The following is a 16,255-nucleotide window of genomic DNA, read 5'->3' on the forward strand; positions in this document are numbered from 1 at the left end:
ATGCGGCTCGGGGTCACGATGTTCGCCACCGACCGGACGATGGCGCCGCACGAGCTGGCGCGCGCGGCCGAGGAGCGCGGCTTCGCCTCCCTCTACGTCCCCGAGCACACCCACATCCCGGTGGCCCGCGAGTCGCCCCCGCCGACCGGGGACGACACCCTGGCCGAGGAGTACGCGCGGACCCTCGACCCGCTGGTGGCGCTCGCCGCGGCGGCCGTGACGACCGAGCGGATCACGCTCGGGACCGGCATCCTGCTGCCCGCGCAGCGCGACCCGATCGTCACCGCGAAGGCCGTCGCGACGCTCGACCGGCTCGCGGGCGGACGGGTCGCGCTCGGCGTCGGGTACGGCTGGAACGCCGAGGAGGGCGCCGACCACGGGGTGCCTTGGAAGCGGCGGCGGGCCGTGGCGCGCGAGCACGTCCTCGCGATGCGGGCCCTGTGGACGGACGAGGAGGCGTCCTTCAAGGGCGAGTTCGTGAGCTTCGAGGCGTCCTGGTCGTGGCCCAAGCCGGCCGGCAGGGTGCCGGTGCTGCTCGGCGGCGCGCCGGGCCCGACGCTGTTCGCGCACATCGCCGAGTACGGGGACGGGTGGCTGCCGATCGGCGGGGCGGGCATCCGCGAGGCGCTGCCCGGCCTGCGGCGCGCCTGCGCGGACGCCGGACGCGCCATGGTCCCCGTGATCCCGTTCGGGACGCTGCCGACCCCGGAGAAGCTCGGCTACTACGGCTCGCTCGGGATCGAGGAGGTCGTGCTGCGCGTCCCCGCCGGCGACCGCGAGGCCGTCCTGCCGGTGCTGGACGAGTACGCCCGCGCCTACCTGTGAGCTAGCGGATCATGCGGTAGCAGAAGAAGGTCGGGAAGCGGTAGTACTGCCCCTTCCCCGCCTTCACCGCGCCGAGGATGATGAACGTCCACCCGCCGATCAGCAGCTCCAGGTACGGGAAGAGCAGCAGGGCGAGGAAGGCCGGCGCCTCCATGACGATCGCCGGCGGCACGCACACCGCCAGCACCGCCAGGAGATGGATCAGCATGGTGAGCTGCATGTTCATCGACTGCGCCGCGTGGAACCTGGTGAACGGCGAGGTGTCCTTCTTCACCAGGTAGATGATCAGCGCGGGCAGGAACCCGATGATCGCGTTCCCGATGTAGGCGAAGATCGCCCAGGTCGTCTCCTCGGAGGGGCCCTGCGTCGGCACGCCGTAGGGGGAGCCCGGCGGGCCGTAGCCCCACCGCGGGTCGTAGCCGCCCGGCGGCTGCCCGTACGGCTGACCGTACGGCGGCGGCTGGCCGGGTGGTGGCTGACCGGGCGGCGGCTGCTCGGGAGGTGGCGGCGGGGGCTGGTCCGTCACGTACTGTCCTCGCGCTCTGCGGTGCCTCGATGGGAGATACTGCAGGAATCTATCTCAATCGGGCTCGCCGACGCGGGTCTCTGCGGGGCGGGAGGCCACATGCCGGCGGCGGGAGCGTTGCGTCCTGGCGACCCGGAGCGGCTCGGCCGCTACCGGCTGACCGGCCGGCTCGGCGAGGGCGGGCAGGGCGCCGTCTTCCTCGCCGAGGACGAGGGCGGCGGCCACGGCCGGGTCGCGGTGAAGCTCCTGCACGGGCGCCTCGGCGACGACCCGGAGGCCCGCGCCCGCTTCCTGCGCGAACTCGACACGGCGAAGCGGGTCGCGGAGTTCTGCACGGCCGCGATCCTGGACGCCGACGCGGCGGGCGACCGCCCCTACATCGTCAGCGAGTTCGTCGACGGGCCCTCGCTGCACCGGGTCGTGACCACCGAGGGCCCGCGCACGCGCGGCGCGCTGGAGCGGCTAGCGGTCGGCACGGCGACGGCGCTCGTCGCGATCCACCGGGCGGGCGTCGTGCACCGCGACTTCAAGCCGCACAACGTGCTGCTCGGCTCGGACGGGCCGCGCGTCATCGACTTCGGCATCGCCCGCGCGCTGGACGGCGCGACGATCACCGTGAGCGGCGCGATCGGCACCCCGGCCTTCATGGCGCCCGAGCAGCTGGAGGGCCTGCGCGCCGGGCCCGCCGCCGACGTGTTCGCGTGGGCCGGGACGATGGTGTTCGCGTCGTCGGGGCGGCTGCCGTTCGCCGGCGACACGATGACCGCGATCGTCGGGCGCATCCTGCACGGCGAGCCGGACCTCGGCGCGCTGTCCGGGCCGCTGCGCGACCTGGCCGTCCGCTGCCTCGCCAAGGACCCGGCGGTGCGGCCGCCCGCGTCGGAGGTGCTGCGCGTCCTGCTGGGCGAGGCGCCGGCCGCGCCCGTCCCGCAGGCCGGACCCGTCCCGCAGGCGGGACCCGTCCCGCAGGCCGTGCCCGTTCCTCCGGCTCCGCAGGCCGTGCCCGTCCCGCCGGCTCCCGGTGATCGGCCGACCATGCGGATGCCGCCCGGCGCGGTGCCCGCCGCACCGGCGGGGGAGCGGGCGGAGCGGCGCTCCACGGCGCTGATCGCGGTGTCGGCCGCGGTCGTCGCGGTCGCGGTGGCCGCCGTGGTGGTGGCGGTCCTGCGGCCGTGGCAGGACGGCGGCGCCACCACCGCCGAGGCGGGGACGCGCGACGGCGACGCGCCGCCGGCCGCCGCCGGGGAGAGCACCTCGGCCCCCTCCGCGCGGGCGCCCGCGTCCTCGGGGTCGAGCACGGCCGAGTCCCGGCGCACCGGCATCCCGGGCCGGTACGCGGGGACGTGGACGGGGCGGGTCACCCAGAACGACGGGAAGGTCTTCCCCATCACGCTCGTCCTGCCCGCGGGCGGCGGCGCGGGCAAGGTCTCCTATCCCCTGCAGAACTGCTCGGGCACGGAGACCTTCCTGCGCCGGACGGGCGACACGCTGGTGTTCCGCGAGCAGATCACGTTCGGGACGGAGCGCTGCGTGGACACCGGCTCGGTGTCGCTCACCCCGGAGACCGGGGGAGACCGGCTGATGTTCCGCTACAGCGGGACGTCGCCGAACGGCCGCCGCTGGACGGTCGCCGGCCCGCTCTCGCGGTCCTGAGCGGGTGCGGCCGCCGCACCGCTGAGCGGGACCCGCGTCCGCGGCGGTCGCCGCCCTATTTTAGAATTTCGTTCGGCTATGGGGCGGCGGCACGGGGGACCGCCCCGCGAGGAGGCTGAATGAGCGGGATCCCGATGGAGCGGCCGGTACTGGCGGAGGACGAGGCGGCGGCCCTGAGCGGCCTCGCCGCCCGCGTCCGCGCGCTGGCCGAGGCCACCGTCCTGACGAGCGTCGGCACCGCGGAGGCCGCGGCCGTCGCCGCCGAGGTCGAGGCCCTGACCGCGCGGCTCGCCGCCGCGCGCCGGGACGCGCCGCCGTTCGTCCCGTCCGGCGAGCGCCGGATGGACCGGCAGATCGGCAACCCGGTCACCGGCGCCCTGAACCCGCTCGCGCCGCCGGTCGAGCTGACCGTGAGCTCGGACGGCATCGTCCGCGGCGAGTTCACCCTGAGCACCGTCTACGAGGGGCCGCCGTCCTACGTGCACGGCGGGGTGTCCGCGATGGTGCTCGACCAGGTCCTCGGCATGGCGGCGGCCGCGTCCGGCACGCCCGGCATGACCGCGACCCTGGAGACCCGCTACCGGCGGCCGACGCCGCTCGGCGTCCCGCTCTCGGTGGAGGCGAAGGCGAGCCGGGTGGAGGGGCGCAAGGTCTACGCGTCCGGGACGATCTGCGGCCCGGACGGCCGGGTCACGGTGGAGGCCACCGCGATGTTCATCATGCCGCAGCGGTTCGTCCCGCACTCCTGACCCCGCCCGCCCGGAAGACCCGGACCGCCCGGGCGGCGCGGGCCGCCCGGGCGGCGGGGGTCACGCCTTCGCGGCCGCCGGTGCGGCGTGGTCGGCGGCGGGCGCGGGCAGCAGGCTCAGCGCCGTCAGCGTCAGCGCGGACGCCACGATCATGCTGATCGAGATCGCCTGCCAGCCGTAGTCGTGCAGCAGCCAGGTCGCCAGCAGCGGCGCCGGACCGCCCGCGAACACCGACGCGAGCTGGTACCCGATGCCCGCGCCGCCGTACCGCAGCCGGGTCGGGAACACCGAGGCGATCAGCGACGCCTGCGGCCCGTACTGCACGGCGTGCGGGATCTGCGCCACCACCACCGCGACGACGATCAGCGCCGCGATCCCGGTGTTCAGCAGCAGGAAGTACGGGAACGCGAACACCGCGACGAGCAGCGACCCCGCCGCGTACACCCGGCGCGGGCCGATCCGGTCGCCGAGGTGCCCGGCCGCGGGGATCGTGAACAGCTCCAGCACCGCCGCGGCCGTCACCGCGCTGAGCGCGAGCCCCTCCGCCATCTCCAGGTGGTCGTCCACGTAGGTGAGGGCGAACGAGGTGAACAGGTAGAACGGCATCTGCTCGGAGCAGCGCAGCAGCGCGCTGAGGACGATCTCCCGCGGATGCCGCTTCACGACCTCGGCCACCGGGACGCGGGAGACCTCGTTCCGCGCGACGACCTCGGCGAACAGCGGCGTCTCCATCACCCGGACCCGCACCCACAGCCCGATCGCGACGAGCACCAGGCTGAACAGGAACGGGATGCGCCACGCCCAGTCCTTGAAGGCACCCTCCGCCGACAGCGCGATCGCCGTCATCATGCCGGTGCCGAGGATGAGCCCGATCGGGACGCCGAGCTGCGGCAGGCTCGCCATCAGCCCGCGCCGCTTGCGGTCGCCCCACTCCATCGACAGCAGCACCGAGCCGCTCCACTCGCCGCCGACCGCGATGCCCTGCAGGATGCGCAGCACGACGAGCAGCACGGGCGCGGCCCAGCCGATCGTCTCCGTGCCGGGCAGGACGCCGATCAGCGCGCTCGACACCCCCATCAGCACCAGCGTGACGATCAGCGTCGCCTTGCGGCCGAGCCGGTCGCCCCAGTGCCCGAAGATCGCCGCGCCGATCGGGCGGGCCGCGAACCCGACCGCGTAGGTCGCGAACGCCGACAGCGTCCCCGCGTAGTCGCTCGACTCGGGGAAGAACACGTCCTTGAAGACGATCGCCGCGGCCGTGTTGTAGAGGAAGAAGTCGTACCACTCGATGGACGTGCCGATGACGCTCGCGGCGGCGGCCTTGCGCACCTGCGCGCGCCGCTCGCCGGCGTCCGCCGCGCGGGCGCGGCCGGCCTCTCCGGGATCCAGGACCATGGGAGCTCTGACCTTTCCGACCGCCCCCGCCGGCCCCAGGAGTTGTGATCTGCTGTTTCCCTCCGGGGTCGCCGCCGAAACGGTAGAAATCGCCGAAGCGTCGCGGTCAGTCGTCCACCGGGACGGCGAGCGCGACCGCCCCGCGCAGGTCGAGCCAGACGGTGCCGGGGCCGCGCACCAGGCGCAGCACGACGTGGCCGCATCCCGGGCAGCGGGCCACGAACCCGGGCGCGCGTGCGTAGACGCGCAGCGCGCCGACCGGCCCGGTGCGCCCGCAGTTGGCGCAGCGGCTCTCGGCGGCGGTCAGGTCGACCGCGAAGACCTCCGACAGCGCGCCCGCGAGGGCGTTGCCGTCGGTGAAGGCGTCGTCCTGGTCGTCGAGGGCGGTCATGTCATCCTCCGCTGGGTCGTCCGCCCGCCAGGCCGTCCGCCGGCGGGTCATCCGCCGGTGGGGCCGAAGCGTTCGGTCCGGACTCTTTCGGGGGCGTGGCCGAGCATGACCAGGTACGTGGCGGCCTTCTCGACGAAGCCGGTCGGGCCGCACACGTAGCAGGACGGCTCGAAGTCGGCGGGCCATCCGTACTGGACGAGGTCTTCCGGGGTGATCCGGCCGGGCTTGCGCGGCAGGCCGTCCGGTGAGGTGCGCGTGTAGAGGAGCGTCACGTCCAGGCCGGGGTCGGTGCGCGCCAGCTCGCGCGCGTAGAGCCGGTCGTCGGGGCCGCGCACCGAGTACAGCAGCCGGAACGGGACGCGGCTCCCGGCGGCCCGCCGCGTCCGGACCATGGACATCAGCGGGACGAGGCCCGACCCGCCCGCCACCAGCAGCACCGGCTCGGTCTGCTCGGTCCGCCAAACGAACCAGCCGCCGACGGGCCCGCGGAACTCCGCGAGGTCGCCCGGCGCCATCTCCTCGGCGAGGTACGGCGACACCTCGCCGTCCGCGACCTGCTGCACCGTCAGCTCGACCTGCCCGCCGCCGGACGCGGACGCGATCGAGTAGCTGCGCTGCGCGCTGTAGCCGTCCTCGGCGGTGAGTCGGACGTCCACGTGCTGGCCCGCCAGATGGCCCGGCCACCCGGCGACGTCGAACACCAGCGTCGCGGCCGTCGCCGACTCGGCGCGCCGCTCCACCAGCTCGGCGGTGTGCCAGCGCAGCCGCCCGCCTAGTCGCCCTGGTACCGCTGCTCCCGCCATGGGTCTCCGTAGTCGTGGTAGCCGGCGCTTTCCCAGAACCCCGGCTCGTCCTCGAGGCCGAGCTGGATTCCGCGCACCCACTTCGCCGACTTCCAGAAGTACAGGTGCGGGACGAGGAGGCGGGCCGGGCCGCCGTGCTCCGGAGGCAGTTCTCCGCCGTCATAGCCGTAGGCGATCCACGCCTTGCCGTCGAGCAGATCCTCCAGCGGCAGATTCGTCGTGTAGCCGCCGTAGGAGTGGACGAGAGTGAAATCGGCGGCGCTCTCCACGTCCTCGAAAAGGACGTCCAAAGAAACGCCTCGCCATTCGGTGTCGAATTTTGACCATTTGGTGACGCAGTGCAGGTCGACGGTGGGCGTCTCCGCGGGCAGCGCCGTCAGGTCGTCCCAGCTCCACCGGTGCTCGGTGCCGCTCTCCGTGCTGATGGTGAACTCCCACTCGTCCAGCGGGACCTGCGGGGTCGGACCCGCCGACAGCACCGGGAAATCGAACGTCTCGTACTGGCCGGGCGGGAGCTCGTGGTCACCGGAGGGACGCCGTCCGCGGAAACCTCGCGAAATGATGGGCATGGCGTCGTCCTTCCCCGGCTCGGCTCAATATTCGTACACCTTCACCATCGGTTCGTGCTCGTACCAGGACGCGATGACCGACGAGGTGTGCTCGTCGGTCAGGAAATCCACGCGGAGCCAGCCCTCGGCCTGCGTCACGCGCGTCTCGTAGCCGGGGTTCGGCGTCGCCGAGACGAGCCGCACCCGGTCCTTCTCGATCGACATCGCGGCGCGCCCGCCCCGGGTCGCGTAGCTGCGCACGTTGTCGGGCGTCTTCGGCGGGGTCTTGGAGGGCTTGCCGGGCGGCGGCGGTTTCGCGGGCTTCGTCGGCGTGGGCGCCCGGTCCGCGCCGTCCGGCGGCTTCGGCCGCGCGGTCGGCGATCCGATCGCCGGCGGCCCCGGCGGTGCCGCCGGGCTGGAGTGGATCACCGGCCCGGCGATCGGCGGCGGCGCCGAGCGCTCCGACACCGCGCCGCGCACGACGTCGCGCACCCCGAGCCACGATAAGGCGACCGCGAGCGCGGTCACCCCGGCCCACGGGGCAACATACGACATCGCGCGACGCATGGGCACATGGTGGCATACGGTTCCGCCATGGCGAGTGTTTTGGTGGTCGAGGATGACGCGAATGTCCGGACCGCCCTAATTCGGGAACTGAGCGTGCGGTCGCATGTCGTGCGCAGCGTCGGCACCGCGATGGACGCGCTGCGCGAGGTCACGCAGTCGCCGCCCGACGTCGTCGTCCTCGACCTCGGGCTCCCCGACCTCGACGGCGCGGAGGTGCTGAAGATGCTGCGCGGCATCTCCGACGTCCCGGTCATCATCGCGACCGCCCGCGACGACGAACCGGAGATCGTCCGGTTACTCAACGCGGGCGCCGACGACTACCTGATCAAACCGTTCTCCATCGAGCACCTCAGCGCCCGCCTCGCCGCCGTGCTGCGCCGGTCGGCGCGCTCCGGGCCGGCCGCGGAGCTGAGCGTCGGCGGCCTGCACATCGACCTCGACCGGCGCGAGGCGATGCTGGACGGCCAGCAGCTCGAACTCACCCGCCGCGAATTCGACCTCCTCGCCTACCTCGCGGCCCGCCCCGGCCGGGTCGTCGCCCGGCGCGAACTGCTCGCCGAGGTGTGGCGGCAGGCGTACGGCGACGACCAGACCATCGACGTCCACCTGTCCTGGCTGCGCCGCAAGCTCGGCGAGACCGCCGCCGCGCCCCGCTACCTGCACACGGTCCGCGGCGTCGGCGTGCGGCTGGCCGAGCCCGACCCGCGGTCATGAGGAAGACGCTCGTCCTGGTGTCCCTGGCGGTCACCTCCATGGTCGCGCTGGCGTTCCTGATCCCGCTCGCGCTGACCGTCCGGGAGATCGCCCGGGACCGCGCCCTCACCACCGCCGAGCGCCAGGCGAGCGCGCTCGGGCCCGTCCTCGTCGTCACCGAGGACCCCGCCGCCCTCGAACGCGCCGTCGCCAGCACCCAGGCCGGCGCCGCCGGGCGGATGACCGTGCACCTCCCGGACGGCGGGCTCGTCCCGCGCGACGCCCACGGCGACTTCAGCGCCCGTCCCGAGCAGCTCACCGAGGCCGGGCGCCGCGGCCGCTCCTACACCGCCCGCGTCAACGGCGGGTACGCCCTGCTCCAGCCGGTGTCGCTGGACGCCGGCCGCACCGCCGTCGTCGAGGTGTTCCTCCCCGACGACGACCTGTCGCGCGGCGTCTGGAAGGCGTGGCTCGTCATGACGACGGTCGCCTGCGCGCTCGTCGCCGGGTCCGTCGCCGTCGCCGACCGGCTCGGCAACCGCATGATCCGCTCCACCCGGCGGCTCGCCGAGGCCGCGGGCGCCTTCGGCGACGGCGAGCTGTCGGTCCGCATCGAACCGGACGGGCCGCCCGAACTCGTCGAGGCGGGCCTGGCGTTCAACGCGATGGCCGACCACGTCGTCCAGCTGCTGTCCGCCGAACGCGAGATGGCCGCCGACCTGTCGCACCGCCTGCGCACCCCGCTCGCCGCGCTCCGCCTCAACGCCGAGGCCCTCGGCGACGGCCCCGTCGCCGAGCAGACCCGCGAGGCCGTCGACCGCATCGAGCGCGAGGTCGACCAGATCATCCGGACCGTCCGGCGGCCCACCGGGCGCGGCAGCTGCGACGCGTCCAAGGTGCTGCGCGACCGCGTCGCGTTCTGGTCCGTCCTCGCCGAGGACGAGGGCCGCTCCTGCGAGCTGATCGGCGCCGAGGGCCCCGCGCCGCTGCCGATCCCCGGCACCGAACTCGCCGCCGCCGTCGACGCACTGCTCGGCAACATCTTCCGGCACACCGCCGAGGGCACCGGCTTCGTCGTCACCCTCCACCAGGGGCAGGGCGTCACCGGCATCCTCGTCGCCGACGGCGGCCCGGGCATCGCCGACCCGGACGCCGCGCTGAAGCGCGGCAGCAGCGGCGGCGGCTCCACCGGCCTCGGCCTCGACATCGCCCGCCGCGCCGCCGAGTCCACCGGCGGCTACCTGCGCATCCACCGCAGCGTCCTCGGCGGCGCCCAGGTGCAGATGTGGTTCCGGACCCGCTGGCTCCCGCCCGCCCGCCGCTCCCGCCGCCTCGTCGGCCGCCGCCGCCACTCCCGCACCTAACGCGGCCTTAAATCCGCCTTAACCACGCGGCTCCCGCCGCCGGGCGGCCCTAACGTGACCGGCATGAAGCCCCCGCGCTCCCCGTACGCGCCGCGCCGCTCCCAGTACGTCGCCGCCGCCGCGATCGCCGTCGTGGGCCTGCTCATCGCCGCCGCAATCGCCGTCGCCGGCGTTCTCGCCGGCGGCAACATCCCGACTGCGCCCAGCTCGTATTAGCGGCCCCTAGTCCCGCGCGTGGTCACCGGTCGCACCGTCGATCAGCTCCCGGACGACGTCCATGTGCCCGGCATGCCGCGCGGTCTCCTCGACCATGTGGATGAGCACCCACCGCAGCGTCACCGTCGCCCCGTGCCAGGCCGTCCCGCGCGCCTCGAGGTCCAGCTCCTCGATGACCTCGTCCGCCGCCGCCCTCGCCCGCCCGTAGAACGCGACGATCCCGTCCGTCGTCTCACCGGGCTCGACCCGCAGATCGGCGTCCGGATCGTCGTCGTCGAACGGCAGCGGCTCGGTCTCCCGCCCGAACGTCTCGCAGAACCACGAGTACTCGACGGCCGCCAGGTGCTTCGTCAACCCGAGCAGACTCGTCCCGGACGGCGTCATGGCCCGCCGCGCCTGCTCCTCGTCCAACCCCTGAAGCTTCCACAGCACCACGTCACGATGCCGATCGAGAGCCGACTTCAGGCTCTCCTTCTCCCCACCGGTGTACGGCACCTGTTCCATCCGGCCACGCTACAGCTCCGCGGCATGCGAGCGGGCCGCCGTCCCGCGGGGCGGCGGCCCCGCCCGGTCAGCAGTCCGAGTACCGGACGTACCACTTGCCGTTGCCGTTGCCGAGCTTGTAGTCGGCGATCCAGCGCTGCGGGCTCATCCGGACCCACAGGTACCCGTCCCGGCGCTGGATGGTGTCCCAGTCGGTCCGGACGTGGGTCCCGTGCGCCAGGGCACCGACCTTCACGTACCCGAGGCCCGGCCCGGTGCGGACGTTCAGCCCGTCCGACGGCAGGACCGTCCCGTGGCACCAGTGGACGCGCTCCTCGTCCCGGGAGAGGAGCCGGTCCATCGCCTTGGCGGCGCCCTCCGGCCCCACGATGATCGCACCGGGCCCGTGCCCTTCCTCTTCCTGCTGCTGCCCCGGCTGCGGCGGCGGCTCCGCCTGGGCGGCCGTCGCGACGCTCAGCGTCCCCGCGGCGAGCATGCTCGCCACCAGCCCCGCACCGACTTTCGTCCCTACGCGCATCTAACCCCTCCATGTTCGTCCGACATGCAGTCAGAACATAACCCAGAGTGACATATGAGAGACGCAACGTAACGAAGACTCTTCTTTCCCTACGCCCGCCAACCCTCCCGCACCCCCCGAATAAGCGCGTCTCAGCCCTTCCCTAAGTGAGGCCCACGGATGAGGATTGTGGCGCCACAGGTGGGGGAGTGTGCCGAGTTCGTCGGGAGTTTCGGGGAGCCAACACGGGAGCCACACGCCTACGCGGACTTGACGGGCTTGCTCGCGAAGATGTCGTTCATGTGCTCGGCACCGTCGCGGATCTCGGGCTTGAGTTGGTGGCGGTAGACGGTCTCGGTGATCTTCGTGCTGGAGTGCCCGACGAGGATGCTGATCTTCTCTATGGGCACGTCGTGGTCGCTCATGATGGAGACAAACGTGTGCCGCAGCTCCCGCGGGCACCACTCACGAGGGTTGAGGTCCGCCGCCTTGAGCACCTTGGCGAACCGGTATCGGACGTGTTGCGCCGCGTAGGGCCGCCCGTCCTCGTGGCAGAACACGAGGTCGTGTTCCTGGTACGCCTCGCCGGCCTTGAGACGCTCCGCCGCCTGCCTCGTCTTGAGACTGCGGAGCGCGTCAACGGCCATGTCTGCGATGCCGAGTCCGCGACGGCTCAGCGTCGTCTTGGTCTCGCCCTTGTACCGATCGGCACGGAGGACGTAGACGGTGGCCTTGTCGAGGTCGACGTCACTCCACTTGAGCGTGCGAAGCTCCTCCGTCCGGAGCCCGGACATGATCGCGAGGATGATGTACGTGCCAAGACGGTGCTCGGGCTTGCTCGCCTCGTCCAGGAGAGCCTTCGCCTGCACGAGGCTCAGCGAACGCGACTTGCGACCCGCCTTGCCGTTCGGCGTGTCCACCAGTTCAGCGACGTTCCGCGCGATCCTGTCGTGCCGCGCCGCTCTGCGGATCGACCGCTTGAGGACGCTGTGAACGATGCCGAGCGAGGACGAGGTGAGGTGCTCCGCTCGTCCATTGAGCCACGTCTCGACGTCGTCGGCCGTGAGTTCTTTGAGGCGCGTCCGTCCGATGTACGGGATGAGTTGGTGTGTGGCGAGTGACCGGTAGACCTCGCTCGTTGCCGGTGACTTGCCGGTTCTGGCGAACGCGGCGAGGAACTCGTTCACCGCGTCTTCCACGTAGTAGTTGCGCTCTGTCTTGACGCCCTTGTTGAGGTCTTCGACAGCTTGCCTGAGCTTGTCCTTGACCTCTGTCTTCGTCCGTCCCTTCCTCTTGAGCCGCTTGCGCTTGCCGTCTGGGCCGAACCCGAGCGAGATGGCGCCGGTGTACCCGTCACCCTCCTCGTAGATCGTCCCCTCGTACTTGCCGATGAGGATCTTCGCCAACCGGATCCCTCCTCGTATCGGTCGAGGTCACCACCGACCATAACTCAAGACGTCCCTAGACGTCCCTTGCGTGGGGAGGTCCGTTCGCGGTCATGCGCGGACGGACCTCCCGGCGGTTGTCAGCGGTTGGCCTCTTCGAGGGAGGTGACGAACTCGGCGATGTGCCGGTCGGTGATGCGGCGCAGCTTGCCGATTTTGATGCTGTGGAGTTGGCCGGTGCGGATCAGGAAGTAGACCTTGTCTCGGCCGATGTTGAGGATCTCGGCCACTTGCTCGACGGTGTACGCCTGCACGGTCACCACCTCCTCTCGCCCGAGGCGGTCTGCCAGGGGCGTGCGTGATGTGGGTCGGCGATCATCTCCTTGATTGCGGACGGTGCTCGTCTCCGTCTCGTCTCACGGATGTTTCTCGGCTCCTTACGTGCAGGCGCGCGTGAGATGAGACGTTGAGACGATCACGGAGTGTGGTCGGACGCCTTGTAGCGGCCCCGTCCGACCTGGACGGCGCGGCCGGTCTTCACCAACTCGTTGAGCCGCCGGTAGAGGGTCGGCCGGCTCATCTCGGTGATCATGAGCAGGTGAGCGATCGGAAGCCCCTCGTCCGGCGCGCCGTCCAGAGCCTCTCTCAAAACGCTTTCGGAGCGGTCTTCCCTGGACGGCCTCAGTGGGGCGGACGCCGCTGAGGCGGGCTGTAGAAGCGGCGTACTGGCCTCGTCCAGCGCGCGCCGTGAGACCTCGTCCAGGACGGGGCGCAGGGCCTCGTGTCGCTGTGCGGTCTCGCTCACGGCGTCATCGGCGAGCAGGTAGGCGCGGCCTCGTCGGGGCGTGTCGTGTTCGGGTGCGGACAGTAGGAACTTGCCGGGCGCGTTGAGGGTGTGGGCGTGCCATCCGGCGTTGAGCATCCCTTGCCCAAGGATGAGGTCGACGTCTTTGCGTTCGCGGACGCGGAAGCTCACCCGGACGTCCATTTGCGAGCGGACGGCGCCCTTGCCCATGGCCTCCTGTGTGGGGCGCTGCGTGGCCGCGATGAGCGTCACGGCGACCGCACGCCCACGGCGCGCAATCGAGTCCGTGTCGCTCGCCGCGTCGGGCGCGTCGTCGGCGAGTTCGGCGTACTCGTCCACGACGATGACGAGCGCGGGGAGCTCGGGCGACGGATCCCAGACGCGCCGGCCGTTCGCAGTGAGCCACTCGGCGCGCGCCTCGAGAATCGTCACGGCGTCGCGCAGCATGGCGCGGGCTTGCTCGGGTGTGGTGGCGAGCCGATCGATGCAGGACGCCCACGGCTGCAATTCCATGCCGCGCTTGAGGTCGATGGCCCAGATGACCACGTCGCGGCACGCGCTGAGGTTGCCCATCAGGACGTTGATTCCGCCGCTCTTACCCGCGCCGGCCACGCCCCCGATGAGCCCGTGACGCCGCAGCAGCAGAACGCGCGCGCTGGTCGCGTCCTCGAACGGCCCGAGGTCGATCGGCTCGGTAATGGACGAGACGGACGGCCCAGGCCACGGGATCGCGTCGGCGTGCGGGTCGGTGTTGAGCACCCGGAGTTCGAACCGGTTGGCCTTGTCGTCGCGCGTCGGAAAGACGCGCACGGCGCCGCGGAATGTCCCGAGCGCTGATTCGATCGCGGGCACTTTCGCGGTGACGTCCTGGATGGTCTGGCCACGGGCGAGGGCGAAGCGTGCGCGCCATCCCCACACGTCCACCACGGCGGACTGTGCACGCGAGCCGGCGAGCCCGATCGACTGCGCGATCTCGGGCCATGCGGCAATCTGCCGATCGACCCGCACCTTGGCGCGCCGGCGCCGATGCACCCACCTCGGCACAGCGAGCACGAACCCACCCACGGCGAGCACCTGGGGGAGTGGCGAGAACGCGATACCGAGCGCGGTCACCGCAGCAAGCCACCCACCGGCACCCATGACCACGCCCGCGCCGTACAGCCGTTCCATGCGCAAGGCGAGCCCGAACCGGTCGCCGAACATTGCCAGCACCCAAGCGGCCGCCGTCGCGAGGATGAGCAGGTATGGCCACCAGTGCGGACGAGCCGCATGGAGGACGAGGCCGGAGACGACGAGCGCGGTCACCAGGTACAGGGGAGCGAGTTCGGACCGGTACCGCCACAGCGCCCGAGCCACCAGCACAGCGGCGACGTCCGGGAACTGGTCGTCACGGTCGATGATGACCATCGGCTGAACCCCGTGGCGGCGCATCTTGTGCGCGTGCCGCCGCATCTGACGTGACCGGCTCATGAACGCCCCCACGAGTCGGGCGGAAGGTGGCCTTGTGCGCGCAGCTCATCGCGCAGGTAGTAGAGCGGGTCGGGGTCGGCGTCGTGTGCGGCTTTGAGGGTGGCGCGCCCTGCCGCTGCCAGGTTGGCGCGGTCACGGCGTACCTTCACCAGTTCGGCCGTGAGCCGGGATAGTTCGGAGACCAGGGCGGGGGAGTCGGCGAGCGCGGAGTTGAGGCGAAGCCACAGATCGGCGATGTACGGCATGGCCTCCGATAGAGCGGAGACGATCTCACGGGCGGCGAGGTTGCGGGCACGAACCCCCTGAAGGTCGATCTTGACGTGCTGAGGGATGTCGGGCACTGGGGCATCACTCCCTTCCAGCGGGACGTCAGTTCTTAGAGACGGCCTGGACGAGCACGGTCACCAGCCGGCGGATCTCCGGCGCGGCGCTGGTCGCGGCGAGGAAGAACCCGAACAACAGGCACACCACGACGTGCCACGCGCGCAGGCCCATGTAGCGCCACGCGAGCCACACCACCGCGCCGAGGACGGCGACCAGCGGAATCGAGACGTTCACGCGCTCACCCCTCCGGCCACATGTCGGAGTGGCCGGGACCGCGCCCGCGCCGCAACCAACGGGCGCGAGCGCGGCACTTGCGGCACCTGCGGTTGCCGGGGTCGACTCGCGCGCCGCACGGGCAGCGGTGACCAGTGATGAGGCGCGGCATCCGCATGCTCATCGACCCGCCGGGACGCGCGTCGGAGCCTCGTCACACGAGCGCGTGGTGAGCAGCCGCCGCGACACCGCGCCGGCGCGCGACGACTCGGTAGGGGACGGGTGGGAGCGGCTCCGCATCACCCGGCGCTCCTCGGCGTGGATGCCGATGACGAGCATGGCGAAGATGCCGCAGGTGGAACCGGCGAGGAACACGGCGATGATCGATGCCAGAACGAGGATCATGTGCGATCACTCCTCTCGTACGGCCCGTGTCCGGCGGGGGCGGCTCGGGCGTTCAGCGGGCTACGAGAAAGAGAGTGCGCGTGACCAGCGGGACGAGATCACTACATGACTGGACGTGTTCATGACGTCCTCATAGGGTTGACCGCGTCCCAGGACGTCCCGCGATCCGGACGGGTGCATGCCGAACGAACGCCTACGCGCCACACTGCTAGAGCAGGGCCTGACCATCGCCACGCTCGCAGAGTCGATCGGCGTCGACCAAAAGACCGTGGAACGATGGATCACCAAGGACCGCACCCCCTACCGGCGGCACCGCTACGCAGTGGCTTCACGCCTGGGCGTTGACGAGACGTTCCTGTGGCCCGACGCGCTCACCAACGAGCAAGTCACCGCGGCCTCCAGCAGCGAACTGGTCACCATCTACCCGCGCCGCACCATGGTCCCCAGGGACGCATGGGGACGTCTGTTCGCCACAGCCAAAGAAGACATCGGCGTCCTGGTCTACTCCGGCCTCTTCCTCTCCGAAGACTCCGGCATCCAACGCACCTTCGCCGAGAAAGCCAAAGCCGGCGTCCGCGTCCGCATCCTCCTCGGCGACCCCGACAGCCCCCAGGTAGCCGAACGCGGCGCAGACGAGGGCGTAGGCGACGCCCAAGCCGCCAAAATCCGCAACGCCCTCGTCCTCTACAAGAACCTGCGCAAACAAGACGGCGTCGAGTTCCGCTACCACAACACGGTGCTCTACAACTCCATCTACCGCGCCGACGACCAACTCTTGGTCAACACCCACGTCTACGGCATCACCGCAGCACTCGCCCCCGTCTGGCACCTACGCCGCATAGCCGGCGGCGACCTGGTGAACACCTACCTCGACAGCTTCGAACGCGTCTGGGAAAACGCCACACCCATACCGGGGGACTAAC

At 71.7% G+C, this 16,255-nt stretch carries 21 protein-coding genes; 7 read left to right on the top strand and 14 right to left on the bottom strand.

Annotated features, from left to right (window positions below; genetic code table 11):
- On the top strand, positions 1–825 hold the full coding sequence (locus tag AB0K34_RS23405; protein ID WP_301175976.1) for a TIGR03619 family F420-dependent LLM class oxidoreductase: 825 nt from the start codon (positions 1–3) through the stop codon (positions 823–825).
- 1 nt (position 826) lies between these two features.
- Here the strand turns inward: AB0K34_RS23405 and AB0K34_RS23410 are convergent, their stop codons facing one another.
- Positions 827–1,351, bottom strand: a complete 525-nt coding sequence (locus AB0K34_RS23410; protein WP_301175977.1) for a DUF4870 domain-containing protein — start codon at positions 1,349–1,351, stop codon at positions 827–829.
- A 99-nt stretch (positions 1,352–1,450) separates the two neighbouring features.
- Between AB0K34_RS23410 and AB0K34_RS23415 the strand changes: the two genes are divergently transcribed.
- Both AB0K34_RS23415 and AB0K34_RS23420 read left to right on the top strand, forming a co-directional pair.
- Positions 1,451–3,004, top strand: coding sequence for a serine/threonine-protein kinase (locus tag AB0K34_RS23415; protein ID WP_138641003.1), 1,554 nt, complete (start codon positions 1,451–1,453; stop codon positions 3,002–3,004).
- Positions 3,005–3,123: 119 nt separating this feature from the next.
- Positions 3,124–3,753 (top strand): PaaI family thioesterase, encoded by a 630-nt coding sequence (locus AB0K34_RS23420; RefSeq protein ID WP_138641002.1) that lies wholly within the window; start codon positions 3,124–3,126, stop codon positions 3,751–3,753.
- 60 nt (positions 3,754–3,813) lie between these two features.
- On the opposite strand, the gene AB0K34_RS23425 is transcribed toward AB0K34_RS23420, so the two are convergent.
- From AB0K34_RS23425 to AB0K34_RS23445, 5 genes are all read right to left on the bottom strand, one after another.
- Positions 3,814–5,148, bottom strand: coding sequence for an MFS transporter (locus tag AB0K34_RS23425; RefSeq protein ID WP_138641001.1), 1,335 nt, complete (start codon positions 5,146–5,148; stop codon positions 3,814–3,816).
- 106 nt (positions 5,149–5,254) lie between these two features.
- Entirely contained in the window at positions 5,255–5,539 is a 285-nt protein-coding gene (locus tag AB0K34_RS23430) for a DUF6510 family protein (RefSeq protein WP_138641000.1), read from the bottom strand.
- Positions 5,540–5,586: 47 nt separating this feature from the next.
- Entirely contained in the window at positions 5,587–6,342 is a 756-nt protein-coding gene (locus tag AB0K34_RS23435; protein ID WP_138640999.1) for a ferredoxin reductase, read from the bottom strand.
- The gene (locus tag AB0K34_RS23440) at positions 6,312–6,911 is read right to left on the bottom strand and encodes a sulfite oxidase-like oxidoreductase (protein ID WP_138640998.1); all 600 of its coding nucleotides are present in this window, start codon (positions 6,909–6,911) and stop codon (positions 6,312–6,314) included. The genes AB0K34_RS23435 and AB0K34_RS23440 overlap by 31 nt, the downstream gene beginning before the upstream one ends.
- Positions 6,912–6,935: 24 nt before the next feature.
- Entirely contained in the window at positions 6,936–7,457 is a 522-nt protein-coding gene (locus AB0K34_RS23445) for a hypothetical protein (RefSeq protein ID WP_138640997.1), read from the bottom strand.
- Positions 7,458–7,484: 27 nt separating this feature from the next.
- On the opposite strand from AB0K34_RS23445, the gene AB0K34_RS23450 reads away from it, so the two are divergent.
- From AB0K34_RS23450 to AB0K34_RS23460, 3 genes are all read left to right on the top strand, one after another.
- Positions 7,485–8,171: a response regulator transcription factor gene (locus AB0K34_RS23450; RefSeq protein ID WP_171069396.1), complete on the top strand. Its 687-nt coding sequence runs from the start codon at positions 7,485–7,487 to the stop codon at positions 8,169–8,171.
- On the top strand, positions 8,168–9,514 hold the full coding sequence (locus tag AB0K34_RS23455) for a HAMP domain-containing sensor histidine kinase (RefSeq protein WP_301175978.1): 1,347 nt from the start codon (positions 8,168–8,170) through the stop codon (positions 9,512–9,514). The genes AB0K34_RS23450 and AB0K34_RS23455 overlap by 4 nt, the downstream gene beginning before the upstream one ends.
- Positions 9,515–9,577: 63 nt before the next feature.
- Entirely contained in the window at positions 9,578–9,730 is a 153-nt protein-coding gene (locus tag AB0K34_RS23460; protein ID WP_301175979.1) for a hypothetical protein, read from the top strand.
- Between the two features lie 6 nt (positions 9,731–9,736).
- On the opposite strand, the gene AB0K34_RS23465 is transcribed toward AB0K34_RS23460, so the two are convergent.
- From AB0K34_RS23465 to AB0K34_RS23500, 8 genes are all read right to left on the bottom strand, one after another.
- On the bottom strand, positions 9,737–10,234 hold the full coding sequence (locus AB0K34_RS23465) for a DinB family protein (RefSeq protein WP_301175980.1): 498 nt from the start codon (positions 10,232–10,234) through the stop codon (positions 9,737–9,739).
- Between the two features lie 67 nt (positions 10,235–10,301).
- Entirely contained in the window at positions 10,302–10,751 is a 450-nt protein-coding gene (locus AB0K34_RS23470; protein WP_301175981.1) for a hypothetical protein, read from the bottom strand.
- 239 nt (positions 10,752–10,990) lie between these two features.
- Positions 10,991–12,136: a tyrosine-type recombinase/integrase gene (locus AB0K34_RS23475; protein WP_364550831.1), complete on the bottom strand. Its 1,146-nt coding sequence runs from the start codon at positions 12,134–12,136 to the stop codon at positions 10,991–10,993.
- 119 nt (positions 12,137–12,255) lie between these two features.
- Positions 12,256–12,435, bottom strand: a complete 180-nt coding sequence (locus tag AB0K34_RS23480) for a helix-turn-helix domain-containing protein (protein ID WP_067635957.1) — start codon at positions 12,433–12,435, stop codon at positions 12,256–12,258.
- 155 nt (positions 12,436–12,590) lie between these two features.
- Positions 12,591–14,327, bottom strand: a complete 1,737-nt coding sequence (locus AB0K34_RS23485; RefSeq protein WP_364550833.1) for an FtsK/SpoIIIE domain-containing protein — start codon at positions 14,325–14,327, stop codon at positions 12,591–12,593.
- Positions 14,328–14,386: 59 nt separating this feature from the next.
- Complete coding sequence (locus AB0K34_RS23490) at positions 14,387–14,731, bottom strand: hypothetical protein (protein WP_364550835.1); 345 nt, start codon at positions 14,729–14,731, stop codon at positions 14,387–14,389.
- Between the two features lie 28 nt (positions 14,732–14,759).
- Complete coding sequence (locus AB0K34_RS23495) at positions 14,760–14,948, bottom strand: hypothetical protein (protein ID WP_364550837.1); 189 nt, start codon at positions 14,946–14,948, stop codon at positions 14,760–14,762.
- Between the two features lie 159 nt (positions 14,949–15,107).
- Entirely contained in the window at positions 15,108–15,332 is a 225-nt protein-coding gene (locus AB0K34_RS23500) for a hypothetical protein (RefSeq protein ID WP_364550839.1), read from the bottom strand.
- 178 nt (positions 15,333–15,510) lie between these two features.
- On the opposite strand from AB0K34_RS23500, the gene AB0K34_RS23505 reads away from it, so the two are divergent.
- Positions 15,511–16,254 carry a helix-turn-helix transcriptional regulator gene (locus tag AB0K34_RS23505; RefSeq protein WP_151544200.1) on the top strand — a complete coding sequence of 248 codons (744 nt, stop codon included), beginning with the start codon at positions 15,511–15,513 and terminating at the stop codon, positions 16,252–16,254.
- Position 16,255 lies beyond the last annotated feature (1 nt).

Origin of the sequence: Actinomadura sp. NPDC049382 (assembly GCF_040677125.1) — a bacterium.
GTDB classification, from domain to species: domain Bacteria; phylum Actinomycetota; class Actinomycetes; order Streptosporangiales; family Streptosporangiaceae; genus Spirillospora; species Spirillospora geliboluensis.

What these genes read in the sequence shown, in the direction of transcription:
- AB0K34_RS23405 (WP_301175976.1), top strand. Translation starts at nt 1, where the DNA reads ATGCGGCTCGGGGTCACGATGTTCGCCACCGACCGGACGATGGCGCCG.
- AB0K34_RS23415 (WP_138641003.1), top strand. Translation starts at nt 1,451, where the DNA reads ATGCCGGCGGCGGGAGCGTTGCGTCCTGGCGACCCGGAGCGGCTCGGC.
- AB0K34_RS23420 (WP_138641002.1), top strand. Translation starts at nt 3,124, where the DNA reads ATGAGCGGGATCCCGATGGAGCGGCCGGTACTGGCGGAGGACGAGGCG.
- AB0K34_RS23425 (WP_138641001.1), bottom strand. Translation starts at nt 5,148, where the DNA reads ATGGTCCTGGATCCCGGAGAGGCCGGCCGCGCCCGCGCGGCGGACGCC.
- AB0K34_RS23430 (WP_138641000.1), bottom strand. Translation starts at nt 5,539, where the DNA reads ATGACCGCCCTCGACGACCAGGACGACGCCTTCACCGACGGCAACGCC.
- AB0K34_RS23435 (WP_138640999.1), bottom strand. Translation starts at nt 6,342, where the DNA reads ATGGCGGGAGCAGCGGTACCAGGGCGACTAGGCGGGCGGCTGCGCTGG.
- AB0K34_RS23440 (WP_138640998.1), bottom strand. Translation starts at nt 6,911, where the DNA reads ATGCCCATCATTTCGCGAGGTTTCCGCGGACGGCGTCCCTCCGGTGAC.
- AB0K34_RS23445 (WP_138640997.1), bottom strand. Translation starts at nt 7,457, where the DNA reads ATGCGTCGCGCGATGTCGTATGTTGCCCCGTGGGCCGGGGTGACCGCG.
- AB0K34_RS23450 (WP_171069396.1), top strand. Translation starts at nt 7,485, where the DNA reads ATGGCGAGTGTTTTGGTGGTCGAGGATGACGCGAATGTCCGGACCGCC.
- AB0K34_RS23455 (WP_301175978.1), top strand. Translation starts at nt 8,168, where the DNA reads ATGAGGAAGACGCTCGTCCTGGTGTCCCTGGCGGTCACCTCCATGGTC.
- AB0K34_RS23460 (WP_301175979.1), top strand. Translation starts at nt 9,578, where the DNA reads ATGAAGCCCCCGCGCTCCCCGTACGCGCCGCGCCGCTCCCAGTACGTC.
- AB0K34_RS23465 (WP_301175980.1), bottom strand. Translation starts at nt 10,234, where the DNA reads ATGGAACAGGTGCCGTACACCGGTGGGGAGAAGGAGAGCCTGAAGTCG.
- AB0K34_RS23470 (WP_301175981.1), bottom strand. Translation starts at nt 10,751, where the DNA reads ATGCGCGTAGGGACGAAAGTCGGTGCGGGGCTGGTGGCGAGCATGCTC.
- AB0K34_RS23485 (WP_364550833.1), bottom strand. Translation starts at nt 14,327, where the DNA reads ATGGTCATCATCGACCGTGACGACCAGTTCCCGGACGTCGCCGCTGTG.
- AB0K34_RS23500 (WP_364550839.1), bottom strand. Translation starts at nt 15,332, where the DNA reads ATGATCCTCGTTCTGGCATCGATCATCGCCGTGTTCCTCGCCGGTTCC.
- AB0K34_RS23505 (WP_151544200.1), top strand. Translation starts at nt 15,511, where the DNA reads ATGCCGAACGAACGCCTACGCGCCACACTGCTAGAGCAGGGCCTGACC.